Origin of the sequence: Achromobacter sp. PD1 (assembly GCF_048541815.1) — a bacterium.
In the GTDB taxonomy this organism is placed as follows: domain Bacteria; phylum Pseudomonadota; class Gammaproteobacteria; order Burkholderiales; family Burkholderiaceae_B; genus Achromobacter; species Achromobacter bronchisepticus_A.
In genome coordinates, this window is record NZ_CP183349.1 from 3,940,064 (window position 1) to 3,961,506 (window position 21,443).

Genomic DNA, 21,443 nt, shown 5'->3' on the forward strand with positions numbered 1-21,443 from the left:
GCCGGCCCGCAGCGGACGCGGGCCGGCGGCTGTCTCCGGGTCCGGCTACCACTGCCCGAAATACACTCCTGCCCGCTTGTGGGCGTTGGTCCCCTTCTCCACGGCCTCGTCGCTGATGGTGGTGCGGCGCTTGCCGCGCAGCATCCATTCCAGCAGCCGCTGGCGCAGCGCCTGGCGCGTTTGCGCATGCGCGCTGCTTGCGCCCAGGTCCTGGAACTCCTCGGGATCCGCGTGCAGGTCGAAGAGCTGCTCGCGCTCGTCCAGCCAGTACACGTAGCGCCAGCGGTCCGTGCGCACCGACCACGCGCGCGCGTTCTGCGGCGTCTTGCCGCACAACAGGCGAGCCTGGCGGAAGCTGTAGTCCAGCTCCGAGTACACGCAATCGCGCCAGGGCGTGGCTGCATCGCGGCCGTGCAGCAAGGTCTGCAATTCGCGGCCCTCCAGCCGATGGCCGGGACCGGACTTGCCCAGCGCGCGCAGCACCGTGGGCGCCAGGTCCACGCTTTCCACCATGTCGTCCAGCGCGCGGCCGCGCGTGGCGTCGGCCGCGGCCGACGGGTCCATGACGATGAAGGGTACGCGCTGCACAGTGTCGTAGAACAGTTCCTTTTCGCCCAGCCAATGGTCACCAAGGAAATCGCCGTGGTCCGCGGTGAACACGATGAGCGTGTTCTTCATCAGGCCCGCGCCTTCCATGTAGTCGAACAGCCGGCCCAGATGATCGTCCAGTTGCCGGATCAGGCCCTGGTAGGCCGGGCGCACCACGCGCACGCACTCGTCCGAGGAAAAGCTGACGCTCTCTTCGTGCTGCCGGTAGGCCGCCACCACCGGATGCGCGTTCTCCAGTTCTTCCCGGTTGCGCCGCACCGGCAGGCATTGGTCCGGGGTGTAGCGCTTGTGGTAGGGATCCGGCGCCATGTAGGGCCAATGCGGCTTCACATAGCTCAGGTGCAGCACCCAGGGCTGGCTGCCGCGCCGCTTCATGAAATCCAGCGCCTGGTCCGTCATATAGGCGGTCTCGGAATGCGGCTCGGCCACGCGCGCGGGCAAGTGCGCATTGCGCATGTTCCAGCCGCTGACCGCCTGGCCCGCTGCGTCCACCGCGGCGATCACGTAATCGGTCCAGGGGTCTGCGCTGTCGTAGCCGTGGCGCCGAAGAAAGGCGGGATAGCCGCTTTCGTCGCCCGGCGTGTGGTGGCCGTCGTAGCGGTCCAGTTCGGTGAAGCCGCCGCGTCCTAGCAGCGCGCCCAGCTCCGAGGAACCATCGATCGACAGTCGCTCCATGCCGGCCTTGTCGGGGATGATGTGGGTCTTGCCGGCCAGCGCCAGTTCGCGGCCCTGCCCCGCCAGGTATTCGCCCAGCGTGATTTCGTTGACCGACAGCGGCACGCGGTTCCAGGTGGCGCCATGGCTGGAGGGATAGCGGCCGGTGTAGTAGCTCATGCGCGAAGGTCCGCACACGCCCGAGTTCACGAAGGCGCGGTCAAAGCGCACGCCGCGCGCCGCCAGCGCATCCAGGCTGGGCGTCTGCAGGTAGGGATGGCCATAACAGCTCAGGTGGTCCGCCCGCAGCTGGTCGGCCATGATGAACAGCACGTTCTGTACATCGCTCATCGCCGCCCTCCTATTGCGTGGCCGTGAAGCCGGATGCGCGCACCACGGGCTCCCACTGCTTGCGGTAGGCGGCCAGGGCGTCGGCCGTGCCGCGCGCGTCCAGCGACACCGGCTCCAGGTACGCGGCACGCACGGCCTCCTGCATGGCGGGCTCGCGCAACACCGCCGCGATTTCCGCGCCCAGTCTGTCGGCCTTGGCCTGCGGCATCGCTGCCGGCGCGAAGAAGGCGTTCCAGCCGTCGGCCGCGAGGTTCACCCCGCCTTCCTTGAAGGTGGGCACGTCCTTGAGTTCGGTATCGCGCGCCTCGCCAGACACGGCGAGGATGCGGATCTTGCCGGCGCGGTGCTGCGGCAGCAGCGTATCCAGCGTGTCTATGCCTTGCGGCAGGATGCCGCCTATCAGCTCGGAGATCAGCGGACTCGATCCGCGGTAGCCCACGACTTCGGGCTCCAGGCCGATTTCGCGCCCCAGCATCAGCGCGAAGAAGTGCGGCAGGCTGCCGGTGGCCGGCACGCCCACGGCGAACTGCTTCGGGTTCGCCTTCAGCCACTGCCGCAGGCCGGCCAGGTCCTGGATCGGCGAATTCGCCGCCACCGCCATCGCGAACTTGTAGCTGCTGACCAGCGACACGGGCTTGAAGTCGCGCTGCGCGTCATAGCCGGGTTGGGCATAGACCAGCGGCGCCACCACCATCACGGCCGGGTTCGCCAGCATCAGCACGTTCTGGCCGGCCGGCGCCGCATGCAGGGCTTGCGCCGCGATGCGGCCGCCCGCTCCGGTCCTGTTTTCGACCACCACGGGTACGCCCACCCGGTCCTTGAGCCGGTCCGCGACCAGCCGCGCAATGCGGTCCGAACTACCGCCTGGCGGATAGCCCACCACCACCGTCAAGGTCCCGTCCAGCGGGGCCTGCTGCGCACCGGCCAGCGGCGCGGCCCCCGCAAGTATTGCCGCCGCGGCAGCGCCCGATATCCATTTACGCATGGTCAACTCCTGGAGACAGCGGCCCGCTGTCGATGATGGTTGTCACTGCCTGGCCGATACCCAAATAGGGAAATTGAATTTAGCAACGCGCATATTTGTTGATCTAATCCAGGACTTCCCATAACGATATGCAGCGCGAACTGCAACGCCACCAGGAGGAAAAGCCATGCCGACCGATCCCGCGTCCGGACAACGCCAGCTTTCGGACATGCTGATGTACCGGCTGTACCAGGCATGGTCGCAATCGAATCCGGTATTCCTGCGCCTGTGCGAAGGACGCTTCGGCATCACGCGGCGCGAATGGCGAGTGCTGGCCTGTGCCATCGAGGGCGGCATCATGAGTTCGGCTGAACTGGCGGCCGCTGCAAAACTGGATCTGGCGCGTACCTCGCGCACCCTGGGCGCGCTATGCGAAAAAGGCTGGCTGCGCCGCCTGCACGACAGCGCCGACCGCCGCGTGGTGCGTGTGGAAGCCACGGTAGAAGGCTGCACCCTGTACGACGCCTTGCTGCCCGAAGTCTCGCACCTGAACGACCTGCTGGTGCAGGACCTGAGCGCCGACGAGGTCGCCTTGCTGCGCGACCTTCTGGGCCGCATCGAACAGCGCGGCCGCCGCATGGCCGAGGGCAACATCGTCTCGGAAAAGGCCAGCCGACGCGACGGCGGCACCCGCCGGCCGCGCCACGCCTGAGCCGTTCTGTCGCGCCTCGCCAACAGGCGCGCGGCTCCCGCGCCCCTGCCCAAAACGTCGCCAAGCCACTGATAGGACGGCGCTTTTCCTCGTCGGCCTTACCGCCCGGCAAGCTTTGCACGGCTTTTTTACATCTGCGGGCCGCGGATTTCCTGACATTCTCGATGCAGTAAATTAATAATAGTTATCGTTGTTATTTGCATCCAGAATCGGCCGAATTCAGGCCGAGGGGGAAATCCGTTGAAACACCACCCTGATCCCGCCGCCCGGCGCGCGCGGCCGCTGGTCCTGTTGCCTGTCGCCGCCGCGCTTGCCGCCTGCATGGGCGGCGCAGCGCAGGCCCAGCCCGCCGCATCCGGCGAGCCGGCCACCATCCTGCCCGCCGTGCAGGTCACCGGCACCGGCGAAACCGCGACCGGCCCGGTAGAAGGCTATGTCGCCACGCGCAGCGCCACCGCGACCAAGACCGACACGCCCTTGTCCGAAACGCCGCAGGCCATCACCGTGATCCCGCGTGAACAGATCGTGGACCAGGGCGCGCAGAACATCCAGGACACCATGAACTACGCGGCAGGCGTGCGCCCCAACGCCTATGGCGTGGACAACCGCGCCGACTACGTGCGCATCCGCGGCGTGGAGCCGGTGCAGTACCTGGACGGCCTGCGCCAGTATTTCAGTTTCAACAACCCGCGCACCGAGGTCTATGCGATGGAGCGCGTGGAAGTGCTGCGCGGCCCCTCCTCCATGCTGTACGGACAGGGCAGCACGGGCGGCATCGTCAACCTGGTCAGCAAGCGCCCGCTGGAGGAAACGCAACGCGAAATCGGCGTGGTGCTGGGCAACCACAACCGGCGCGAGATCCAGGCCGACCTCACGGGCCCGGCCAGCGAGGACGGCCAATGGCTGTACCGCGTCATCGCCGTGGGACGCGACAGCGATACCCAAGTTCAATACGCGCCGGACGACCGGCTGATGCTGGCGCCGTCCCTCACCTGGCGCCCCAGCGCGGCCACCTCGCTGACGCTGCAGGCCACCTGGCAGAAGGACCGCGCGGGCACCACGCAGTCCTTCCTGCCGTGGAGCGGCTCGGTGCAGGAAAATCCCAACGGCCGCATCCCGACCCGGCGCTTCGCCAGCGAGCCCGGTTTCGACGCCTACGACACCGAACAGTTCAGCGTGGGCTGGCTGTTCGAGCATCAATTCAACGACACCTGGAAAGTGCGCCAGAACTTCCGCAATACGGTCAGCAGCGTCGACTACAAGACGCTCTATCCCAACGTCTACGGCGCGCGCCGCGGCGATTCCTACATCGATCCGGAACAGACCACCGTCGACCGCATTTTCTATGTCAACAAGCCGCGCATGCGCACGCTGCTGGCGGACCAGAACCTGGAAGGCAAGCTGAACTGGGGCCGCACGGAACACACGGTGATCTTCGGCATGGACTATTCGCGCTACCGCGAGACCAGCCAGACGGCCAGCGGCGCGGGTTCGCCGTTGAACCTGTACCACCCCGTGTACGGCAACGCGCCCGAGTACGAACTGTCGGACACCCCCAAGATCAATCAGCAGCAGATCGGCTTCTACGCGCAGGACCAGATCAAGTTCGACAAGAACTGGATCTTCCTCGCCGGCATCCGCCGCGACCGCGCCGACAGCACCACCGAAGGCCAGGACCGGGAAACCGACATGGCCACCACCAAGCGCTTCGGCCTGATGTATGCCGCGGACAACGGCTGGTCGCCCTATCTCAGCTACAGCGAGTCGTTTACGCCCATCGCCGGCGCCGACTTCTACAACCAGCGCTGGAAACCCATGCGCGGCAAGCAGGTGGAGGCCGGCATCAAGTACATGCCGAAGGACGCCGACATCGAATTCACCGCGGCCGCCTACGACCTGCGCGAGAAGAACCGCCAGACCAACGACCCGGACAATCCGAACAACCAGATCCAGGCCGGCAAGACCCGCACGCGCGGCGTGGAGCTGGAGCTGCGCGGCCGCGTCACCAAGGAACTGGACGTCATCGCCAACTACATCTACACCGACCTGGACCCGCAGCTTGAGGCCCAGCCCAAGCACATGGCCTCCATGTGGGGCAAGTACCGCTTCGCGCTGGCCGGCCAGCCCGGCTTCGCGGTGGGCGCGGGCGTGCGCTACCTGTCGGCCTTCCGCGACGGCGGCGCTCCGGAAACGCCGGCGGTCACGCTGTTCGACGCCATGCTCAGCTACGACAACGGTCCCTGGCGCTATGCGCTGAACGTGAACAACATCGCGGACCGCACTTATGAGGTGGTCTGCCTGGATCGCGGCGACTGCTTCTATGGCGCACGCCGCACCGTCATGCTGAGCGGCGCCTACCGCTTCTAAAATCGGAACTGCCTCCGGGTCCGGCAACCTGTACGTACATGCTGTACGTACAGGTGTACACTACGGTTTTTCATCCCTGATCAACCGTGTGACAGACGCGCGCTCGAACGTCTGCAACCCATAAAAACCGTCTTGGAGACTCCGATAGTGTCGACCGAAACTTCCCGCTCGCCCTTTTTTGGCACGATGCAGAAAATCCCCGGTGGATTGATGCTGGTGCCGCTGATCCTGGGTTCCTTGATCGGCACCTTCGCTCCCGACGCGTTGGCGATCGGCGGCTTCACCACGGCGCTGTTCAAGAACAGCGCCCTGCCTCTGATCGCGCTGCTGATCTTCGCCACCGGCACGCAGGTCAATGCGCGCACCGGTGGCCCGATCCTGGCCACCGCCGGCACCATCCTGTTGATGAAGACCCTGGTGCCCGCCACCCTCATCATCATTCTGGGCAGCTACGTCGGCCTGGACGGCGTGCTGGGCGTGTCCATCCTGGCGCTGCTGGCCGCCTTCGACAACAGCAACGGCGGCCTGTGGCTGGCCTATACCGGCCAGTACGGCGATGCCCGCGACCGCGGCGCCTATGTGGCCAGCGCGGTCAATGACGGCCCCTTCTTCAGCCTGCTGTTCCTGGGCGCCTCGGGCCTGGCCGACATCCCCATGATCGCCCTGGTGGCGGCGCTGGTGCCGTTCCTGCTCGGCGTGGTGGTCGGCAACCTGGACCCCAAGTGGCGCGACGTGCTCAAGCCCGTGCCCAACATCGTCATCCCGTTCTTCGCCTTCGCCCTGGGCACCGGCATCAACCTGGGCGCCGTGGTTTCCGGCGGCGTCAGCGGCCTGATCCTGGGCCTGATCATCAGCCCCATCACCGGCGGCCTGGTCTATCTGGGCTATCGCTACATCCTGCGCCGCGGCGGCAAGAGCGGCCTGGGTTTCGCCGCTGGCACCACCGCCGGCAACGCCATTGCCACCCCTGCAGTGGTAGCGGCCGCCGATCCCAACTTCCAGCAATACGTGTCGACCGCCACCGCGCAGGTCGCCGCCTGCGTGCTGATCAGCTCGATCCTGGCGCCCATGCTGGCCTCGTATTTCCTCAAGCGCGCGGGCGAGCTCAAGTCCGAGGACGCCGACCCCACGGTCGCCCCCGCCCTGCGTGAAGCGCGTGGAGAGGCGCTTTGAATCCCGCCATCGCCATCGTCGCCGATGACCTGACCGGTTCGGGCGACACGGCGGTGCAGTTCGTGCGCGCCGGCTGGAACACCCATCTGTCCATCGGCGGCGCCGACGAGGCGCTGTCGGGTTCCGGCGCCGCCGGCGTGGAAGTGCTGGCGGTCACGACCAACAGCCGTCCCCTGTCGGCCGCCGACGCGGCCGAGGCCGTCTGGCAGAACGTGCGCCGCCTGCGTGCGGCCGGCGTCACGCGCCTGTACAAGAAGGTGGACTCCACCTTGCGCGGCGCCTTCAAGGCCGAGATCGACGCGGCGCGCGAGGCTTGGGGGCCGGACACCATTGCGGTGATCTGTCCGGCCTTCCCGGCCACCGGCCGCACCGTCGAACAAGGCGTGCTCTACGTCAACGGCAAGCCGGTCACCGAGACCTCGGCGGCCACCGATCCGGTCACACCCGTGACCGAAAGCCATATCCCCACCCTGCTGGGTTGCGCCCATGTGGCGGCGCAGCAAGGCGACACGCCGCAAGCGCTGGCGGCCCGCATTCGCGCGGCCGGCAGCACCGTGGTGGTCGACGCGGCTACCGAAGCCGACCTGGAGCGCCTGGCGCGCGCCATCGGCTTGTTGGGTGTGCACGCCCTGCCCGTGGGCGCGGGCGGCCTGGCCGTGCCGCTGGCTCGGGTTTGGGCCGGCGCCGACCAGACCGCGCCGGTCGTGGTGGTGGTGACCTCGCAGCACAGCGCGGCGCGCGCGCAAGCCGCCGCCCTGCAAGCCTCGGGCGCCGACACCTGGACACCCTCGCTGGCTCAATTGGCCGACGACGCCGCATGGCAGGCCTGGAGCCAGCCGCTGCTGCAAGCGCATGGCCAATCGCCGGCGCAAGCCGGCACGGTGCTGCTGCTGGCGCCCGAAGGCCAGCTGGACGGCCTGGATTCCGAGACCGTCGCGGAACGCCTGGGCGGCCTGGCCGCGCAATTAATCGCCCGCGCGAACGCGGCCGGCGTGGTCGCCACGGGCGGTGACGGCGCGCGCAGCGTGCTGGTGGCGCTGGGCGCCCGCGGCATTGCGCTGGTGGATGAAGTGATGGGCGGCGTGCCCCTGGGCACGCTGACCGGAGGCACGGCCGCCGGCCTGCCCGTGGTGACCAAGGCCGGCGGCTTTGGCACCGAAGATGTACTGGTTCGCGCGGTGCGCGCGATCCGCGATAGGAGATTCAAACGATGACACAACCCCAACCGGGCAAGCTGCCCCTGCTGGCCGTAACCCTGGGCGACGTGGCGGGCATCGGGCCGGAAATCACGGCCAAGATGCTGATGGGCCATGACGAACTGCGCCAGAAGGCCCGCCTGCTGGTGGTCGGCGACGTGGACGTGATGGCCAACGCCGTGCGCAGCCTGGGCGGCGACCCCGCCATCGTGCGCAAGCTGGACCGCGCCGCCGACTGCGCCAACACGCCCGGCACCATCGAAGTGCTGCAGGCAGGCCCGTCGCTGGCCCACGTGAAGCTGGGCGAGATCAGCGCGGACGCGGGCGACGGCTCGGTGCGCTTTGTCACCACGGCCTGCGCCCTGGCGCGCGCCGGCGAGGTCGACGGCATCGTCACCGCCCCGCTGAACAAGGCCGCCATGCACGCGGCCGGCCACAAGTGGCCCGGGCATACCGAACTGCTGGCGCACGAGTTCGGGGTCAAGACCTTCTCGCTGGTGCTGTCGGCCGGCGACCTCTACATTTTCCACGCCACCACCCACGTGTCGCTGCGCCAGGCCATCGAAGACCTGACCCGGGCGCGCATGCGCGCGGTGCTGCGCCTGGCCGGTTCCTTCGCCAAGGCGCTGGGCCGCGGCGACCAGCCGGTGGCGGTGTCGGGCCTGAATCCGCATGCCGGCGAAAACGGCATCTTCGGCACCGAAGACGCCGACATCCTGGCGCCCGCGGTGGCCGAAGCCAATGCCGCCGGCATCCTGGCCGCGGGCCCGATTCCGGCCGACGCGCTGTTCCCGCAAGCCGTGCGCGGCAAGTGGAAGTTCGTGATCGCCTGTTACCACGACCAGGGCCACGCGCCCTTCAAGGCGGTCTACGGCGACGACGGCGTCAACATCACCGTGGGCCTGCCGGTCGTGCGCGTGTCCGTGGACCACGGCACCGCCTTCGACATCGCCGGCCGCGGCATCGCCCGCGAAGACAGCCTGATCCTGGCCGCCGAGCGCGCCGCGCATCTGGCCCCGGGCTGGACGCATGTGTGGGAAACTGCGCGGGCACAAACCGGAGGTTGATTCCCATGGCGCCCGCCACGCACGACGCATTGCCCGTACTTGATCGCTCCGGCGATATCCCGCTGCACGCCCAGGTGGCGACCCTGCTGCGCGGATACATCCGCACGAACAAGCTCGCGGCCGGCGCCGTGCTGCCCAGCGAGGCCGCGCTGTGCGAGCGCTTCGGCGTGGCGCGCAGCGTGGTGCGCCAGGCGCTGGCGGCGCTGGCCACCGAAGGCCTGATTCAGCGCGAAACCGGGCGTCCTGCCACCGTGGCGGCGCCCCAGGAACACCGCCGGCTGGTGCAGCGATCCACCGGCCTGTACGAGCAGTTCGCGCAGTCCGGCGTGGCCTTGCAAACCCGCGTGCTGGCGTTCGCGCGCGCCGAGCCGCCCGCCGATGTGGCGGCCTTCTTCGGCACCACGCAATTGCTGATGCTGGAACGCCTGCGCCATGTGGCCGATGCGCCGCTGGCCTATGTGCGCACATGGCTGCCCGCCGGCGCGGTACCCGGCCTGCGCGCCGAAGATCTCGCCGACGCATCCCTGCACGGCGTGCTGACACGGCGCTTCGGCCTGCGCCCCGGCGCCGGGCGCAACCAGATCCGGGCGGTGGCGGCCGACAAGACGCTGGCGGAACTGCTGGACACGCAAGCCGGCACGCCGTTGCTCATGCTGCAAGGCCAAGGCATGGACCAGCATGGCCGCCCCCTGGAGTGGTTCACCACCTGGCACCGCGCCGAGCAACTGGTGTTCGACGTGGACGTCAGCATGGGCCATGAAAGCGTGCAGCCACGGCTGCAGACGCCCGACGCGCCCGCAGAGCCCTCGCCCGAGGGCCACGACCCGCTGGCGCGCGCCCAAGCCCTGGTGGCCGAGCTTTCCGCCGAACTGGCCAGGCTGCGCGCGCAGCCCTGAGGCGGGCTTCCCGCGGCGGCCGGTCTTGCACCCGTCATGCCCCGGCCGCGCCGCAGCCTGCGGACGCGGCAGCCCCTAGCCCAGCAGGTTGTCCCTCACGTGCAGCAGATGCCGCCGCACGGCCTCCATGGCTCGTTCCGCATCCCGGTCATGCAGCGCATCAACGATCTCGCGATGCTCCACCTGATAGGCCTGGCGCCGCTCGGGCGTCAGGCTCCTGCGCTTCAAGGCGCCCCAGGTCGCTTGCGAGCGCGCCGCCGTCATCAGCGCGAACACTTTTTCGATGAAGAGATTGTGCGTGGCCGTCGCCATCAATTCGTGCAATTTGGCGTCCCAGATCTCGAACGCTTCGAAGCTGTCGGCGGCCTCTGCGCGCGCGCAGGCGTCCTGCATCGCGGCGAAATCGGCAGGGCTGCCATGCTGCACCACCAGGGCCGCGATGGCCGGCTCCAGCACCAGCCGCGCCGCCATCAGTTCGGCCGGGCTGGTGGACAGCACTTCGGTGCGCAGCAGCCCTTCCGTTTGCGCCAGCGCCGAGGAGGGATTGGCGTAGGTGCCGCTGCCCACGCGCTGCGAAATCAGGCCTTCGTTCTTCAAGTCGGCCAGGGTGCGGCGCACCGTTGAACGGCTGATGCCGAATTGTTCGCTCAGGGCGCGTTCCGTGGGCAGGCGATGGCCAGCAGGCCAGGCGCCGGATTGCAGATTCTCGATGATGACCGCGCGCAAGGCGGAAGCTTTGTCCATGGACCGTCCCAGAATAGCTAGCGGCCAGATGATACCAAAACAGACCAATAAACCAAGATAAACCTGGAGATTCCGTTAGGAAAGTTGGTTTATTTGGTATATCCTCTCCCAAAATTGGGCCTTAATATCCACCCAATTGGTATTTTTTGGTATTAAACAAGAGCGGCCGGGCCGCTCAGGGAGCAAGCATGAAGATTGCAGTATTCCGGATCCAGGGCGAGCGCCGCATCGGCGTGGTGTCCGACGACGGTGGCAGCGTGACCGCCCTGGACTTCCCGCGCGAACTCGCGGCCGCGGGCGCGCTGACCGCCGTGGAATGGCTGGCCGAGGGCCGCGCCCTGCCGGCCAAGGTCGGCTCGTCCTACCGCTGGGACCAGGTCGAGCATGAGGCGCCCCTGCCAGCGCAGCGGCGCAACCTGTTCTGCGTGGGCCGCAACTACCACGCCCATGCCAAGGAACTGCGCGACTCCGTCTTCAAGGACAACGACGCCAATCCCGAATCCTGGCCCATCGTGTTCACCAAGGTGCCGCAGACCGTGGTCGGCCCCTGGGCCGACGTGCATCTGCCCGTGGGCGTCTCCGACAAGATCGACTACGAAGCCGAACTGGCGGTGGTGATCGGCAAGGGCGGCCGCAACATTTCCCGCGCCGAGGCCATGAGCCACGTGATCGGCTACACGGTGGTCAACGACGTTACCGCGCGCGACGTGCAGATGCGCCACCAGCAGTGGGACCTGGGCAAGTCCTTCGACACCTTCTGCCCCATGGGCCCCTGGCTGGTGACGGCCGACGAGCTGGACGGCCAGAAGACGCGCGTGCGCTGCTGGGTCAACGGCGAGCTGCGCCAGGACGGCAACACCGAAGACCTGATCTTCGACATCCCCACGCTGATCGAAACCTGCTCGCGCGGCATCACGCTGTATCCGGGCGACGTCATCGCCACCGGCACGCCGGCCGGCGTCGGCCAGGGCCTGAACCCGCCGCAATTCCTCAAGCACGGCGACGTGGTGCGGGTGGAGATCGACGGCATCGGCCACATAGAAAACCGCTTCGTCTGAGGACAAGCCCCGGAATGAACACGGGGCGGCTCGGCAATAAGAAGCACAAGGAGTGAGACATGAATCTGCGTTGCTACCGGGCGGCCGCGGCTGCCTTGCTATGGCTGGGAGCCGCGAATGCGCTGGCCGCCGGCTACCCTGAACGCCCCGTGACCATGGTGGTGCCCTTCCCGCCTGGCGGCGTCGCCGACACGATCGCGCGGCCGCTGGCCCAGGCCATGGGCGACAAGCTGGGCCAGGCCGTCGTCATCGAAAACAAGGGCGGCGCGGGCGGCGCCATCGGCATCGGCCAGGCCGGCCGCGCCAAGCCCGACGGCTATACGCTGCTGATGAGCCTGTCGTCGATTTCCATCCTGCCCGCAGCCGACCGCCTGCTGGAACGCAAGCCGGCCTATCAGCTGGACCAGTTCGTGCCAATTGCGCGCATCACCGCCGATCCGACCGTGCTGGTGGTGCGCGCCGACGCACCGTACAAGACGCTGCAGGAATTCGTCGACGCGGCGAAGAAGCAGTCCGGCAAGTTCAGCTACGGCTCTTCCGGCATCTACGGCACCATGCACGTGCCGATGGAAATGCTGCAGAACGCGGCTGGCATCAAGATGATGCACGTGCCCTTCACCGGCGCCGGCCCCGCGGTGCAGGCGCTGGTGGGCGGCCAGGTCGATGCCCTTGCCACCGGGCCGTCCAGCGTCATGCAGCTGATCCAGGCGGGGCGCGTCAAGGCGCTGGCGCATTGGGGCGACGGCAAGCTCGACAGCCTGCCGGACGTGCCGTCCTTCAAATCGCAAGGCTATGACATCAGCTTCGTGCAGTGGTCGGGCGTATTCGCCCTGGCCGGCACGCCGCCGGCCGTCGTGGAGAAGCTGCGCCAGGCAGTCAAGGACGTCGCCACCAACCCCGAGGTCCAGGCCCGCATCGCCGGCACCGGCAGTCCGGTGCAATACCTGGACGCGCCGGCCTTCGACGAGTACTGGAAGAAGGACTCGGCCTCGCTGGAGGTCGCGGTCAACCGGATCGGCAAGGTCGAATAGCCCAACGGGACGCCCGGGATTCCGGGGCGTCCCGCCGGTTCATGAACGCAGGCTGGCGGGCGCAAGCTGCCGCGCCAGCGCCTTGCGGTCGACCTTGCCCACCGCGTTCTCGGGCAGGCGCTCGATCCACAACACCTCGCGCGGCACGTAGATGCGGCCCAGGCGCGCCAGCACCTCCGCCTGTATGCCGGACGCATCCGGCGCGGCCGCGCCCGCGCGCTGCACGAAGATCACCGGCACTTCGCCCAGGTCCTCGTCGGGCGCGCCCACCACGCAGCAGGCGGCCACGCCCGGCAGGCCTGTCACCACCCCCTCGATCAGCGCTGGCGAGATGTTCTCGCCGCCGCGGATGATCACGTCCTTGATGCGGCCGGTGATGCTCAGATAGCCCTGCTCGTCGAAACGCCCCAGGTCCCCAGTGCGCAACAGCTGCGGCGCGCCGATGTCGGCGCTGTCCATGCCCACATAGCCCAGCATCAGGCTGTCGCCCGCGATGCAGATCTCGCCTTCGCCGCCCGGCGCGGCCTCGCTGCCGTCCGGCAGGCGCAAGGTCACGCTCTGGCCGGCCAGCACGGTACCCACAGACCCCACGCGGCGCGCGGCAGGTGGGTTCATGGTCGAGGTGCAAGTGGCTTCCGACAGGCCATAGGACACCACCAGCGGGCAGCCCAGGAAGGCTTCGATGCGCCGGTGCAGCGCTTCGGTGATCGGCGCCGAGCCGCAGCGCGCAAAGCGCAACGCAGCCAGGCTGGCCGGATCGAACTCCAGTTCCAGCATGCGCGCGTACATGGTCGGCACGCCCGTGATCAGGCTGGGCCGGAACTCACGCAGCAAGCCCGGCATGTCTTCGGCCCGGAAGCGCCCCGCCAGCGCCACGCAGGCCCCCGCCAGCAGCGGCGCGAAAATCTGGTTGTTGAGCGCATTGGTGTGATGCAGCGGCATCACGTGCAAGAGCCGGTCTGCCGGCGTCAAGCCGGTGTGCGCCAGCACCCCGCGCGCATTGTTCGCCAGCCCGCGGTGGCTCAACAGCACGCCCTTGGGATTGCCGGTGCTGCCGGAGGTGAACAGCAGCAGGCCCGCGTCGCCGGGCGCGGCCTCGCCGCTGCCCGTCCAGTCCAGCGGGCCTTGGGCCACGACAGCGGCGTCCAGCAGGCGTTGCGGCGCCAAGCCGCTGGCACGGGCCGTCGCCGCGTTCGCCGCATCGTGCAGTATCCAGCCCAGCCCCACCGCCGCCACGCGCCTGGCAGTCTCGGCATCCGACAGGCGCGGTTCCAACGGACATGGGCAGGCGCCCGCCGCCATCACGCCCAGGATCGCCAGCACCTGGGCCTGCGACCGCTCCATCGCGATGGCCACATGACTGCCGCGCCGCACCCCGGCGGCGCGCAGGCCGCCCGCGATGCGCCCGACCTCCTGGCGCAGGCCGGCATACGTCAGCATGCCGTCCGCGGTCAGGATAGCCGGCCGTTCGGCCCATTGCGGCAAGGCCCACAGGCGCGCGAAGGCAGCCACCAAGGTGGCGTCGGCAAGCGTCATGGCAAGCTCCTAGCGCAGCGCGACGGCGGCGTCGCGTTCAAACTGCCCATCGGGATCCAGCTCGCGCAAGGCGCGCATCTCGGCCGCCGTCGGCAGCGCGGACGGCTCGGCGCCGCTGGCGTCGAATTCGAAACCCGTGCGCTCGCGCACTTCAGACAGGCTGGATTCCGGGTGCCATGACTGCAAAGCCAGCCGCCCGTCGCGCTTGACGAACACGGCGATCGGCGTGACCACGCCATGAAATCCGCCCCAGGACGTCATGAAGTCCAGCTTGGGCACGAAGGTGCGCCGCGAGTGCTCGGTGCGCCAGGTGCAGGCGCGCCTGGCGGTGGGCAGCATCACCGCGCCGCCCCCGCCGCCCGGCAAGCGCACCTTGGGCTCGTGCCAGTCGCCGATGCAGGAATTGTTGGCGCAGCCTTCGCCGTCGATCTGCGCCGCGCCCAGGAAGGTCAGGTCCATGCGGCCGCGCGTGCACAGATCGTAGAAGTCTTCGTTGGAGAAGATCGACGCGGTGTGCTCGGCCAGCACCGGATCGGAACTGGAGATCGGCACATGCGAGGGCAGCGGGTTCACGCCGCCGGCGACGTTGATGTAGACGAAGTCCCAATCGTAGGCGCGCTTGGCCAGCAGGCAGGCCAGCATCGGCAGGGTGGAATTCACGCCGCTGAAAGTGATCTCGTCCGGCCGGATGAAGCGCGCCAGATTGGTGACGATGTACGAAAAGCCCGACCATTGCTCAGCCATGCTGCACCTCCCGCGCTTCGGGCGCCGCAGCCAGGTGCGCCTGCAGATCGCTGTGTTTGTCCATGTACGCTTCCACCGCTGGATAATCGATGGCGTAGTCCGGCCAGCAGGATCCCGGCCATGCGCCCTGCGGCGCGACGGCATAGGCCTGCACCATGAAGAACGGCACCAGCGTGGATTCCGGATTGGCCTCGAACACCGCGCTGTCGACCACCTTCTCGGCCACCACCAGCACGCTGCCCGCGGCGCGCGACATGATGCGGTCCCAATGCGCCGTGCCGTGCACGCGCACATTGCCCAGCGCGTCCACCTCCGAAGCATGAATCACGGCGAAGTCCGGCCGGATCGCCGGCACCACCCAGGTCTTCTGCCCGCTGCCATACGGATCGTCCAGGCACTTCCAGCCGTTCAGCTCCGGCAGGCCACTACCATGCAGGCCGCCGCAAGGCTGGAACGGCACGCCAAACGCCGCCGCCCGCAGGCCGGCCGTGAGGCTGGCGCAGGCGTGTTCTTCCAGCTCGATCTCGCGCCGCTCGACCGCCTTGCGGTACCAGGGCGCCAGGCCGAAGTTCCCTTCCATGGCGACGATGCCCGCGCGCACGCGGCGCAGCACGCCCGCGCGGCACAGGATGTCCACGTCGTAGCCCGGCGACTGCTTGACCAGTTCCAGGTCGCGCCGACCCTGCCGGATCAGTTCGCGCACGAAGGCGAACGGTCCGCGGTGCAGGAAGCTGCCGCCCAATGCGATCGACGCGCCGTTGGGCACCAGCGCCGCCAGCTCCGCCAGCGAGCACTGCTTGTTCTTCTGATTGAAACCCGATGCCATGATGTCTCCTTCCCTGCGTGTTCTTCTTCGGTCAACGCGCCTGCAGATAGGCCGCCACCCGTTCCTTCAGGCCCGGCAGTGCGGCAGAGCGCACCAGGCGGGCAAGATCGATATCCGGCGCCTCCGAGGACAGCGCCGCATACAGCTGGACACGGCTCGCGCAGCTGAGAGCAGATGCAGCGTCCAACGCCTCGCGCTCGACGGCCGGCCAGTCCTGCACGTCGGCAAGGCGGCTCGCGAAGCCGTCGCGCAAGGCTTCTTCTGCGCTGAATGTGGCCGCCTGCTCCAGCACCGCGCGCGCCCGCTCGGCGCCGACCAAGGCTGCGTAACGGCGCGTCCCCAGCACCAGGCCAAACTTCAGCCCAGGCATGCGGAACGTGGCGTCGGACGCGCTGACCCGCCACTTGCAGGCGCCGAACAGGTCCACGCCCGCGCCGAAGTTACGGCCATGCGCCAGCCCCAGCGTGAGGCACGGCGAGGCCGCCAGCCGCTGCAGCAGCATCTCGATGCGCACGAAGCGCAGCAGCAGATCGCCTTCGCTCTGCTCCTGCCAGCCGCCGAAGTCGAAGCCCGCGCTGAAGTTCCTGCCCTCGCCCTTCAAGACGATGAGCTGGGCGCCGCCAGCCTCGGCCGCATCCAATGCGGCAATCAGCGCCTCCACCAGCGGCGCCGACAGCGCATTCATCTTGTCGGGCCGCGTCAGCGTCAACACGTGCGCCGCGCCCTGTTTGTCGATGCGCAGGACCTCGCTCATGCCGCCGTCCCCTTCCTGGCGGCGCGCAGCGCGCCCAGCACTTCATCGTTGTGTTCGCCCAGGGCGGGCGGACGGCGGCGCAAGGCCGTGGTCTGGCCGTCGAAGCGCACCGGCAGGCCAAACGTGCGCGTGCGCACGCCGTTGGGCAGATCCACGGGCTGCACCCAGCCCATGTGCTCCACCTGCGGGTCGGCCAGCACCTCTGAATAGGTGTTGATGGGCGCGCACGGCACGCCGGCCGCACGGAAACGCGCCAGCCAGGTCTGCGCGTCCTCGGCTTCGAAGATCGCTTCCAGGATCTCGCGCAGCGCTGTCTGGTTGCGGGCGCGGGCGCTGGTGTCGGTGAAGCGCGGGTCGGCCAACAGATCCTCGCGGCCTACCGTTGCGCATACGCCCTTCCACAAGGCCTGGTTGCCCGCCGCCATGCCGAAGTAGCCGCCCTTGCAGCGGAACGCCTGGTAGGGCGCATTGCGCGGATGGGCCGATCCCAGCTTGACGGGATCCTTGCCGCTGCCGAAGAACTCCGAAGTCTGCAGAGCCGCGATGCCCAGGGTGGCGCCCAGCATGGGTACGTCGATATGCGTACCCTGCCCGCTGGCCTGGGCCGCGCGCAAGGCCGACGCAATGGCGAAGGCGCCGTACAGGCCGGCCGAAAAGTCCGCCACCGGCACGCCGCACTTCACGGGTTCGCCGCCCGCTTCGCCGGTCACGCTCATGATGCCGCTCATGGCCTGGATGGTCAGGTCGAAGCCGCCTTCCTGCGAACGGGGCCCCGACTGGCCGTAGGCCGAGATCGAGCAATAGACCAGTCTGGGATTGGCCTGGCGCAGCTGCGCATAGCCCAGGCCCAGGCGGTCCATCACGCCCGGCCGGTTGTTCTCGATCAGCACGTCGGCGGACAGCGCGAGTTCGCGCGCCAGAGCCAGGTCGCCGGGGTCCTTCAGGTTCAACGTCACCGAACGCTTGTTGCGGTTGAGGGACGCGAAGTTCTCGCTGTAGCCGTCGGAAATGGGTGGCCAGCTGCGCAGCGTATCGCCGCCTTCGGGGTTCTCGATCTTGATCACGTCGGCGCCCATGTCCGCCAACAGCATGCCGCAAAAAGGCCCCGCCGCAACATTGCAAATCTCCAGCACCGTGATGCCGGCCAGCGCCGAACTGGGTGTCATGTCTGACCTCTCGTTATGAAAATTCAATATTTGGGACAAAGAAAACATTATAAGAGTTGGCCTTCAAGACTGGCATCATCCAGCCCATCTCTAGCGTGTGTTTGCGATTTTTAGCGCGAATCCTAGTGCATTCCCTAAGTAGCGTGCTTAATTGTTGACCAGCATAGCACCGTGTGGAATTCTAAGTAAACCATTTATTGAAACTCGAGTCCTATATTTTAGGATTTTCATAAAGGGCCGCGACGCGGCATATGACGGCCCGCACCGACACCAAGGAGACTTCCATGAAGAAAATGTGGCGCATTGCCCTGACAGGCATGGTGCTGGCTTTGGCAGGCGGCGCGGCCGCGGCCGACAACTGGCCGGCGAAACCCGTGCGCATGGTGGTCCCCTTCCCGCCCGGCGGCGCGACGGACGCGGCCGCGCGCATCTACGCGCAGCACCTGGGCGACTACCTGGGGCAGAGCGTGGTGGTGGAAAACAAGGCGGGTGCGGGCGGCGAAATCGGCGCTGAGTATGTGGCCAAGTCGGCCGCCGACGGCTACACCCTGCTAATGGGCGCCGTGGGTAGCCACGCGATCCACGCGGCCATGCCGGACAAGCCCGGCTACGACTTCGGCACCGCCTTCGTCGGCGTGTCCATGGCGACCAGCATGCCCATGGCCGTGGCGGTGAACAGCAACAAGATTCCCGCGAAGAACGTGCAGGAGCTGATCGCCCTGGCCAAGAGCAAGCCCGGCACCATCACCTTCGGCTCGGCCGGCCCCGGCACGTCCCAACACATGGCGGGCGAACTCTTCCAGGTCGTGACCGGCACGCGGCTCATGCATGTGCCGTACCGTGGCAGCGGGCCCGCCATCACCGATCTGCTGGGCGGCCAAATCGACATGGTGATCGAAACGCTGCCGGCGCTGCTGCCGCAGGTCGCAACCGGCAAGATCCGTCTGCTCGGCGTCACCACCGCCACGCGCGCCACGGCGCTGCCAGACCTCCCCACGCTCGCCGAGCAGGGCGTAAAGGACTACTCGGTCGCGACCACCTACGCGCTGCTAGCTCCCGCGGGCACGCCGCCCGCCGTGGTGGACAAGCTCTCGGCCGGCATGCAGAAGGCGGCTGCCACGGCTTCCGTGCAGCAAGCCGCGCAGAAGCTGGGCGCCGACGCCGTGGCCACCACTCCTGCCGACACCAGCCGCGTGCTCAAACAGGAAGTCGCCCGCTGGGCCGACGTCGTGCGTTTGTCGGCGGCCAAATGACGGCGCCCGGCACGACACCGCCCGCGGCGGACCTGGCCATCGTCGGCGGCGGCTCGGTGGCCGTCAGCTTCCTGTATCAATTCCTGCTGTCCCTGGAACCGGGCGGCGGCCGAGCGCCGACGATCGCGCTGTTCGAGCCGCAGGCCGAGCCGGGCGCGGGCGAGGCCTACCAGGAGGATCTCCCCAGCAACCTGCTCAATATCCCCGCCGGCAACATGTCGGCGCGGGCCGACCACAGGATGGATTTCGTGGACTGGCTGCGCGCCCAGGATCCCGCCTGGCTGCGCGCGCAAGGCGCGGACTCGATAGCGCCGGCGGACTTCCTGCCGCGGCCATTGTTCGGCGCCTACATGCGCGCAGTCTATGCGCGAGCTTGCGAGCTCGCGCGCGCACAGGGCGTCACGCTCACACACGTGCGCAGCCGTGTCCGACGCGTGGCGCCGCTGCCTGGCCGCGGCGCGCGGGTCGAACCGGAATCGGGTCAGCCCTGCCTGGCGCGTTACGCCGTGCTGTGCAACGGCAACCTGCCCTCGCAGGCCTTTCCGGAATTGCGCGATGCGCCCGGCTACTTCAACAGCCCTTACCCGGTCCAGGCGCTGACGCGCGGTATCGCCGCCGACGCCCCGGTCTGCATCATCGGCACCAGCCTGAGCGCCGTGGACGCCATCGCAGCCTTGCGGCAAGCGGCGCATCGCGGCCCCATCCTGTGCGCGTCGCGCAATGGCCGGCTGCCGTCGGTGCGCAGTCCGCACAATCGCGCTCCGGACGCACTGCGCCGCTTGAGTCCGGAGGGCGTTGCGCGCCTGGCCGCCGCGCACGGCGGGGCCCTCTCGCTCGAGGCCATTGCTGCGGCGCTGCGGGAAGAAGTGCAGGCGCTGGACGGCAGTCTGGCAGCCGCTGACGTGTTCGGGTTGGAGGGCGAGGCCCGCGCCGCGCTGGACGACGAAATACGGCGGTCCGAACAAGCCGCGCGCCCCTGGCAGGCGGTGGCGGCCGCAACCAATGCCGCCGTGGACCTGATCTGGCATCTCATGCCGGACGCCGAACGCGGCCGCTTCCAATCGCAATGGCGTTCGCTATGGATGGCGCGGCGCGCCACCTTTCCGATGCGCAACGCGCTGAAGCTGCAAGCCCTGCTCCAGAATGGCCAGTTGCAGGTCAGCGGCGGTTATCTGGACAGCCGCCACGACAGCGCCAGCGGCCTGTTCCACACGCGCTTGCGCGACGCGGCGGGCGCCGTGTCCACCCATGCCAGCCGCTATCTGATCAATGCCACCAGCTTCTCGGTGGACACCGCAAGCACGCAAGATCCGCTGGTGTCCGCGCTATTGCGCGAGGGCCATGCGCAGCCCGATCCCCATGGCGGCCTGGCGCTGGACTATGCCACGGGATGCCTCAAGAACGCCGCAGGCGGGATCGAGCCGGATATCTCGGTGCTGGGCAGCTTGGCGGGCGGCACGTATTTCTGGACCACGTCCATGGACGTGAATGCGCGGCTGGCTCGCGGCCAGGCGCAGCGCATCGGCGCGGCGCTGGCGCGGTCCGCTACTGATCCAGATAGCCCCGGCGATAGCCCATCCCTTGCGAGATGGACTGGGCACAGGCAGCCACGTCCGGCGCCAGCTGCTTCATCCTAGCGGCGCTCAGACGGTCCAGCGGGCCGGAGATGCCTATCGCGGCCACGGGCTGGTCCAGGCTGTTGAACAAGGTCACGGCCAGCCCGCCCACGCCTTCGCGCCATTCGCCCCGGTTGACCGCGTAGCCGGTGCGGGCGATCTTGCGCAGTTCGTCCTTCAAAAGCGGCATGGACACGATGGTCGAGGACGTGTGGCGCACGAGCTTGTCGGCATAGCGCTCGACGTAGCCTTCCGCCTGGTAGGCGAGCAAGGCCTTGCCGGTGGCGACGGCATAGGCCGGCGCGCGTCCGCCCACCATGGAATAGGCGCGTATGGGCTGGGGGCTGTCGATCTTGTCCACGTAGACCACGTCGAAGCCGTCGAGCACCGACAGGTGCACGGTTTCGCCGGTCTGGTCGGCCAGCGTGCGCATGTAGGGCGCGGCCAGCTTGCGCACGTCCAGCTGGGCCAGCTGACGCGCCGCCAGCTCGAACAGCCGTACCGCGCCGCGATAGCCGCCGCCGTCATCGTCCTTGGTCACGTAGCCCGCATGGATCAGCGTCTGCAAGGTGCGGTGCGTGTTGCTGCGGGTCAGCCCGACGCGGGCGGCGAGCGCGTCGATGGTGCGCGGCGGATTATCCACGTCGGTCACCGCCTCCAGCACCATCAGACCTTTGAGCAGCGTCTTGTCCATTGTTTATTTTCCTAATATTTAGGACAAGAAAA

At 68.2% G+C, this 21,443-nt stretch carries 19 protein-coding genes; 10 read left to right on the top strand and 9 right to left on the bottom strand.

Going from position 1 to position 21,443, the window contains the following annotated elements; all coding sequences use genetic code 11:
• Window positions 1–45 precede the first annotated feature (45 nt).
• Both ACM1PE_RS18590 and ACM1PE_RS18595 read right to left on the bottom strand, forming a co-directional pair.
• Window positions 46–1,614 (bottom strand): sulfatase-like hydrolase/transferase, encoded by a 1,569-nt coding sequence (locus ACM1PE_RS18590; protein WP_306636550.1) that lies wholly within the window; start codon window positions 1,612–1,614, stop codon window positions 46–48.
• Between the two features lie 10 nt (window positions 1,615–1,624).
• On the bottom strand, window positions 1,625–2,599 hold the full coding sequence (locus ACM1PE_RS18595; protein ID WP_059372143.1) for a Bug family tripartite tricarboxylate transporter substrate binding protein: 975 nt from the start codon (window positions 2,597–2,599) through the stop codon (window positions 1,625–1,627).
• Between the two features lie 166 nt (window positions 2,600–2,765).
• Here ACM1PE_RS18595 and ACM1PE_RS18600 point away from each other — a divergent pair, with 166 nt between their 5' ends.
• The 6 genes from ACM1PE_RS18600 to ACM1PE_RS18625 all read left to right on the top strand — a co-directional run bounded on the left by ACM1PE_RS18600 (window position 2,766) and on the right by ACM1PE_RS18625 (window position 9,989).
• Window positions 2,766–3,290, top strand: coding sequence for a MarR family winged helix-turn-helix transcriptional regulator (locus tag ACM1PE_RS18600; RefSeq protein ID WP_059372141.1), 525 nt, complete (start codon window positions 2,766–2,768; stop codon window positions 3,288–3,290).
• 321 nt (window positions 3,291–3,611) lie between these two features.
• Window positions 3,612–5,657, top strand: a complete 2,046-nt coding sequence (locus tag ACM1PE_RS18605) for a TonB-dependent siderophore receptor (RefSeq protein WP_223283453.1) — start codon at window positions 3,612–3,614, stop codon at window positions 5,655–5,657.
• Window positions 5,658–5,804: 147 nt separating this feature from the next.
• The gene (locus ACM1PE_RS18610; protein ID WP_082400881.1) at window positions 5,805–6,830 is read left to right on the top strand and encodes a 2-keto-3-deoxygluconate permease; all 1,026 of its coding nucleotides are present in this window, start codon (window positions 5,805–5,807) and stop codon (window positions 6,828–6,830) included.
• Window positions 6,827–8,044, top strand: a complete 1,218-nt coding sequence (gene dtnK / locus ACM1PE_RS18615) for a D-threonate kinase (RefSeq protein WP_419340647.1) — start codon at window positions 6,827–6,829, stop codon at window positions 8,042–8,044. Before ACM1PE_RS18610 ends, dtnK begins: the two co-directional genes overlap by 4 nt.
• On the top strand, window positions 8,041–9,093 hold the full coding sequence (gene pdxA, locus ACM1PE_RS18620) for a 4-hydroxythreonine-4-phosphate dehydrogenase PdxA (RefSeq protein WP_419340648.1): 1,053 nt from the start codon (window positions 8,041–8,043) through the stop codon (window positions 9,091–9,093). Before dtnK ends, pdxA begins: the two co-directional genes overlap by 4 nt.
• Window positions 9,094–9,098: 5 nt before the next feature.
• Complete coding sequence (locus tag ACM1PE_RS18625) at window positions 9,099–9,989, top strand: GntR family transcriptional regulator (protein ID WP_251881998.1); 891 nt, start codon at window positions 9,099–9,101, stop codon at window positions 9,987–9,989.
• Window positions 9,990–10,064: 75 nt separating this feature from the next.
• On the opposite strand, the gene ACM1PE_RS18630 is transcribed toward ACM1PE_RS18625, so the two are convergent.
• On the bottom strand, window positions 10,065–10,733 hold the full coding sequence (locus ACM1PE_RS18630) for a FadR/GntR family transcriptional regulator (protein ID WP_059372134.1): 669 nt from the start codon (window positions 10,731–10,733) through the stop codon (window positions 10,065–10,067).
• Between the two features lie 188 nt (window positions 10,734–10,921).
• Here ACM1PE_RS18630 and ACM1PE_RS18635 point away from each other — a divergent pair, with 188 nt between their 5' ends.
• A complete protein-coding gene (locus ACM1PE_RS18635) occupies window positions 10,922–11,791 on the top strand; it encodes a fumarylacetoacetate hydrolase family protein (RefSeq protein WP_059372132.1) in 870 nt (289 codons plus the stop codon).
• A gap of 59 nt (window positions 11,792–11,850) precedes the next feature.
• Window positions 11,851–12,822 (top strand): tripartite tricarboxylate transporter substrate binding protein, encoded by a 972-nt coding sequence (locus ACM1PE_RS18640; RefSeq protein WP_059372131.1) that lies wholly within the window; start codon window positions 11,851–11,853, stop codon window positions 12,820–12,822.
• A gap of 39 nt (window positions 12,823–12,861) precedes the next feature.
• Here the strand turns inward: ACM1PE_RS18640 and ACM1PE_RS18645 are convergent, their stop codons facing one another.
• From ACM1PE_RS18645 to ACM1PE_RS18665, 5 genes are read right to left on the bottom strand one after another with little or no spacing between them, the layout of a single operon-like run.
• Entirely contained in the window at window positions 12,862–14,358 is a 1,497-nt protein-coding gene (locus tag ACM1PE_RS18645) for a class I adenylate-forming enzyme family protein (protein WP_419340649.1), read from the bottom strand.
• Window positions 14,359–14,367: 9 nt separating this feature from the next.
• On the bottom strand, window positions 14,368–15,102 hold the full coding sequence (locus ACM1PE_RS18650) for a CoA-transferase subunit beta (protein WP_059372127.1): 735 nt from the start codon (window positions 15,100–15,102) through the stop codon (window positions 14,368–14,370).
• The gene (locus ACM1PE_RS18655; RefSeq protein WP_059372125.1) at window positions 15,095–15,928 is read right to left on the bottom strand and encodes a CoA transferase subunit A; all 834 of its coding nucleotides are present in this window, start codon (window positions 15,926–15,928) and stop codon (window positions 15,095–15,097) included. The genes ACM1PE_RS18650 and ACM1PE_RS18655 overlap by 8 nt, the downstream gene beginning before the upstream one ends.
• Before the next feature lie 31 nt (window positions 15,929–15,959).
• Complete coding sequence (locus ACM1PE_RS18660) at window positions 15,960–16,682, bottom strand: enoyl-CoA hydratase/isomerase family protein (RefSeq protein WP_419340650.1); 723 nt, start codon at window positions 16,680–16,682, stop codon at window positions 15,960–15,962.
• Entirely contained in the window at window positions 16,679–17,848 is a 1,170-nt protein-coding gene (locus tag ACM1PE_RS18665) for a CaiB/BaiF CoA transferase family protein (protein WP_419340651.1), read from the bottom strand. The genes ACM1PE_RS18660 and ACM1PE_RS18665 overlap by 4 nt, the downstream gene beginning before the upstream one ends.
• A gap of 284 nt (window positions 17,849–18,132) precedes the next feature.
• On the opposite strand from ACM1PE_RS18665, the gene ACM1PE_RS18670 reads away from it, so the two are divergent.
• Both ACM1PE_RS18670 and ACM1PE_RS18675 read left to right on the top strand, forming a co-directional pair.
• The gene (locus ACM1PE_RS18670) at window positions 18,133–19,101 is read left to right on the top strand and encodes a tripartite tricarboxylate transporter substrate binding protein (protein WP_419340652.1); all 969 of its coding nucleotides are present in this window, start codon (window positions 18,133–18,135) and stop codon (window positions 19,099–19,101) included.
• Window positions 19,098–20,738, top strand: coding sequence for an FAD/NAD(P)-binding protein (locus ACM1PE_RS18675; protein ID WP_419340653.1), 1,641 nt, complete (start codon window positions 19,098–19,100; stop codon window positions 20,736–20,738). The genes ACM1PE_RS18670 and ACM1PE_RS18675 overlap by 4 nt, the downstream gene beginning before the upstream one ends.
• Here ACM1PE_RS18675 and ACM1PE_RS18680 read toward each other — a convergent pair.
• Window positions 20,647–21,411, bottom strand: a complete 765-nt coding sequence (locus ACM1PE_RS18680) for an IclR family transcriptional regulator (RefSeq protein ID WP_118933688.1) — start codon at window positions 21,409–21,411, stop codon at window positions 20,647–20,649. The two genes, ACM1PE_RS18675 and ACM1PE_RS18680, sit on opposite strands and share 92 nt — an antisense overlap.
• Window positions 21,412–21,443: the final 32 nt, after the last annotated feature.

Bases quoted from the DNA above. Each gene is read 5' to 3' on its own strand.
- ACM1PE_RS18590 (WP_306636550.1), bottom strand. From the start codon at position 1,614: ATGAGCGATGTACAGAACGTGCTGTTCATCATGGCCGACCAGCTGCGG.
- ACM1PE_RS18595 (WP_059372143.1), bottom strand. From the start codon at position 2,599: ATGCGTAAATGGATATCGGGCGCTGCCGCGGCGGCAATACTTGCGGGG.
- ACM1PE_RS18600 (WP_059372141.1), top strand. From the start codon at position 2,766: ATGCCGACCGATCCCGCGTCCGGACAACGCCAGCTTTCGGACATGCTG.
- ACM1PE_RS18605 (WP_223283453.1), top strand. From the start codon at position 3,612: ATGGGCGGCGCAGCGCAGGCCCAGCCCGCCGCATCCGGCGAGCCGGCC.
- pdxA (WP_419340648.1), top strand. From the start codon at position 8,041: ATGACACAACCCCAACCGGGCAAGCTGCCCCTGCTGGCCGTAACCCTG.
- ACM1PE_RS18625 (WP_251881998.1), top strand. From the start codon at position 9,099: ATGGCGCCCGCCACGCACGACGCATTGCCCGTACTTGATCGCTCCGGC.
- ACM1PE_RS18630 (WP_059372134.1), bottom strand. From the start codon at position 10,733: ATGGACAAAGCTTCCGCCTTGCGCGCGGTCATCATCGAGAATCTGCAA.
- ACM1PE_RS18635 (WP_059372132.1), top strand. From the start codon at position 10,922: ATGAAGATTGCAGTATTCCGGATCCAGGGCGAGCGCCGCATCGGCGTG.
- ACM1PE_RS18640 (WP_059372131.1), top strand. From the start codon at position 11,851: ATGAATCTGCGTTGCTACCGGGCGGCCGCGGCTGCCTTGCTATGGCTG.
- ACM1PE_RS18645 (WP_419340649.1), bottom strand. From the start codon at position 14,358: ATGACGCTTGCCGACGCCACCTTGGTGGCTGCCTTCGCGCGCCTGTGG.
- ACM1PE_RS18650 (WP_059372127.1), bottom strand. From the start codon at position 15,102: ATGGCTGAGCAATGGTCGGGCTTTTCGTACATCGTCACCAATCTGGCG.
- ACM1PE_RS18655 (WP_059372125.1), bottom strand. From the start codon at position 15,928: ATGGCATCGGGTTTCAATCAGAAGAACAAGCAGTGCTCGCTGGCGGAG.
- ACM1PE_RS18660 (WP_419340650.1), bottom strand. From the start codon at position 16,682: ATGAGCGAGGTCCTGCGCATCGACAAACAGGGCGCGGCGCACGTGTTG.
- ACM1PE_RS18665 (WP_419340651.1), bottom strand. From the start codon at position 17,848: ATGACACCCAGTTCGGCGCTGGCCGGCATCACGGTGCTGGAGATTTGC.
- ACM1PE_RS18670 (WP_419340652.1), top strand. From the start codon at position 18,133: ATGAAGAAAATGTGGCGCATTGCCCTGACAGGCATGGTGCTGGCTTTG.
- ACM1PE_RS18675 (WP_419340653.1), top strand. From the start codon at position 19,098: ATGACGGCGCCCGGCACGACACCGCCCGCGGCGGACCTGGCCATCGTC.
- ACM1PE_RS18680 (WP_118933688.1), bottom strand. From the start codon at position 21,411: ATGGACAAGACGCTGCTCAAAGGTCTGATGGTGCTGGAGGCGGTGACC.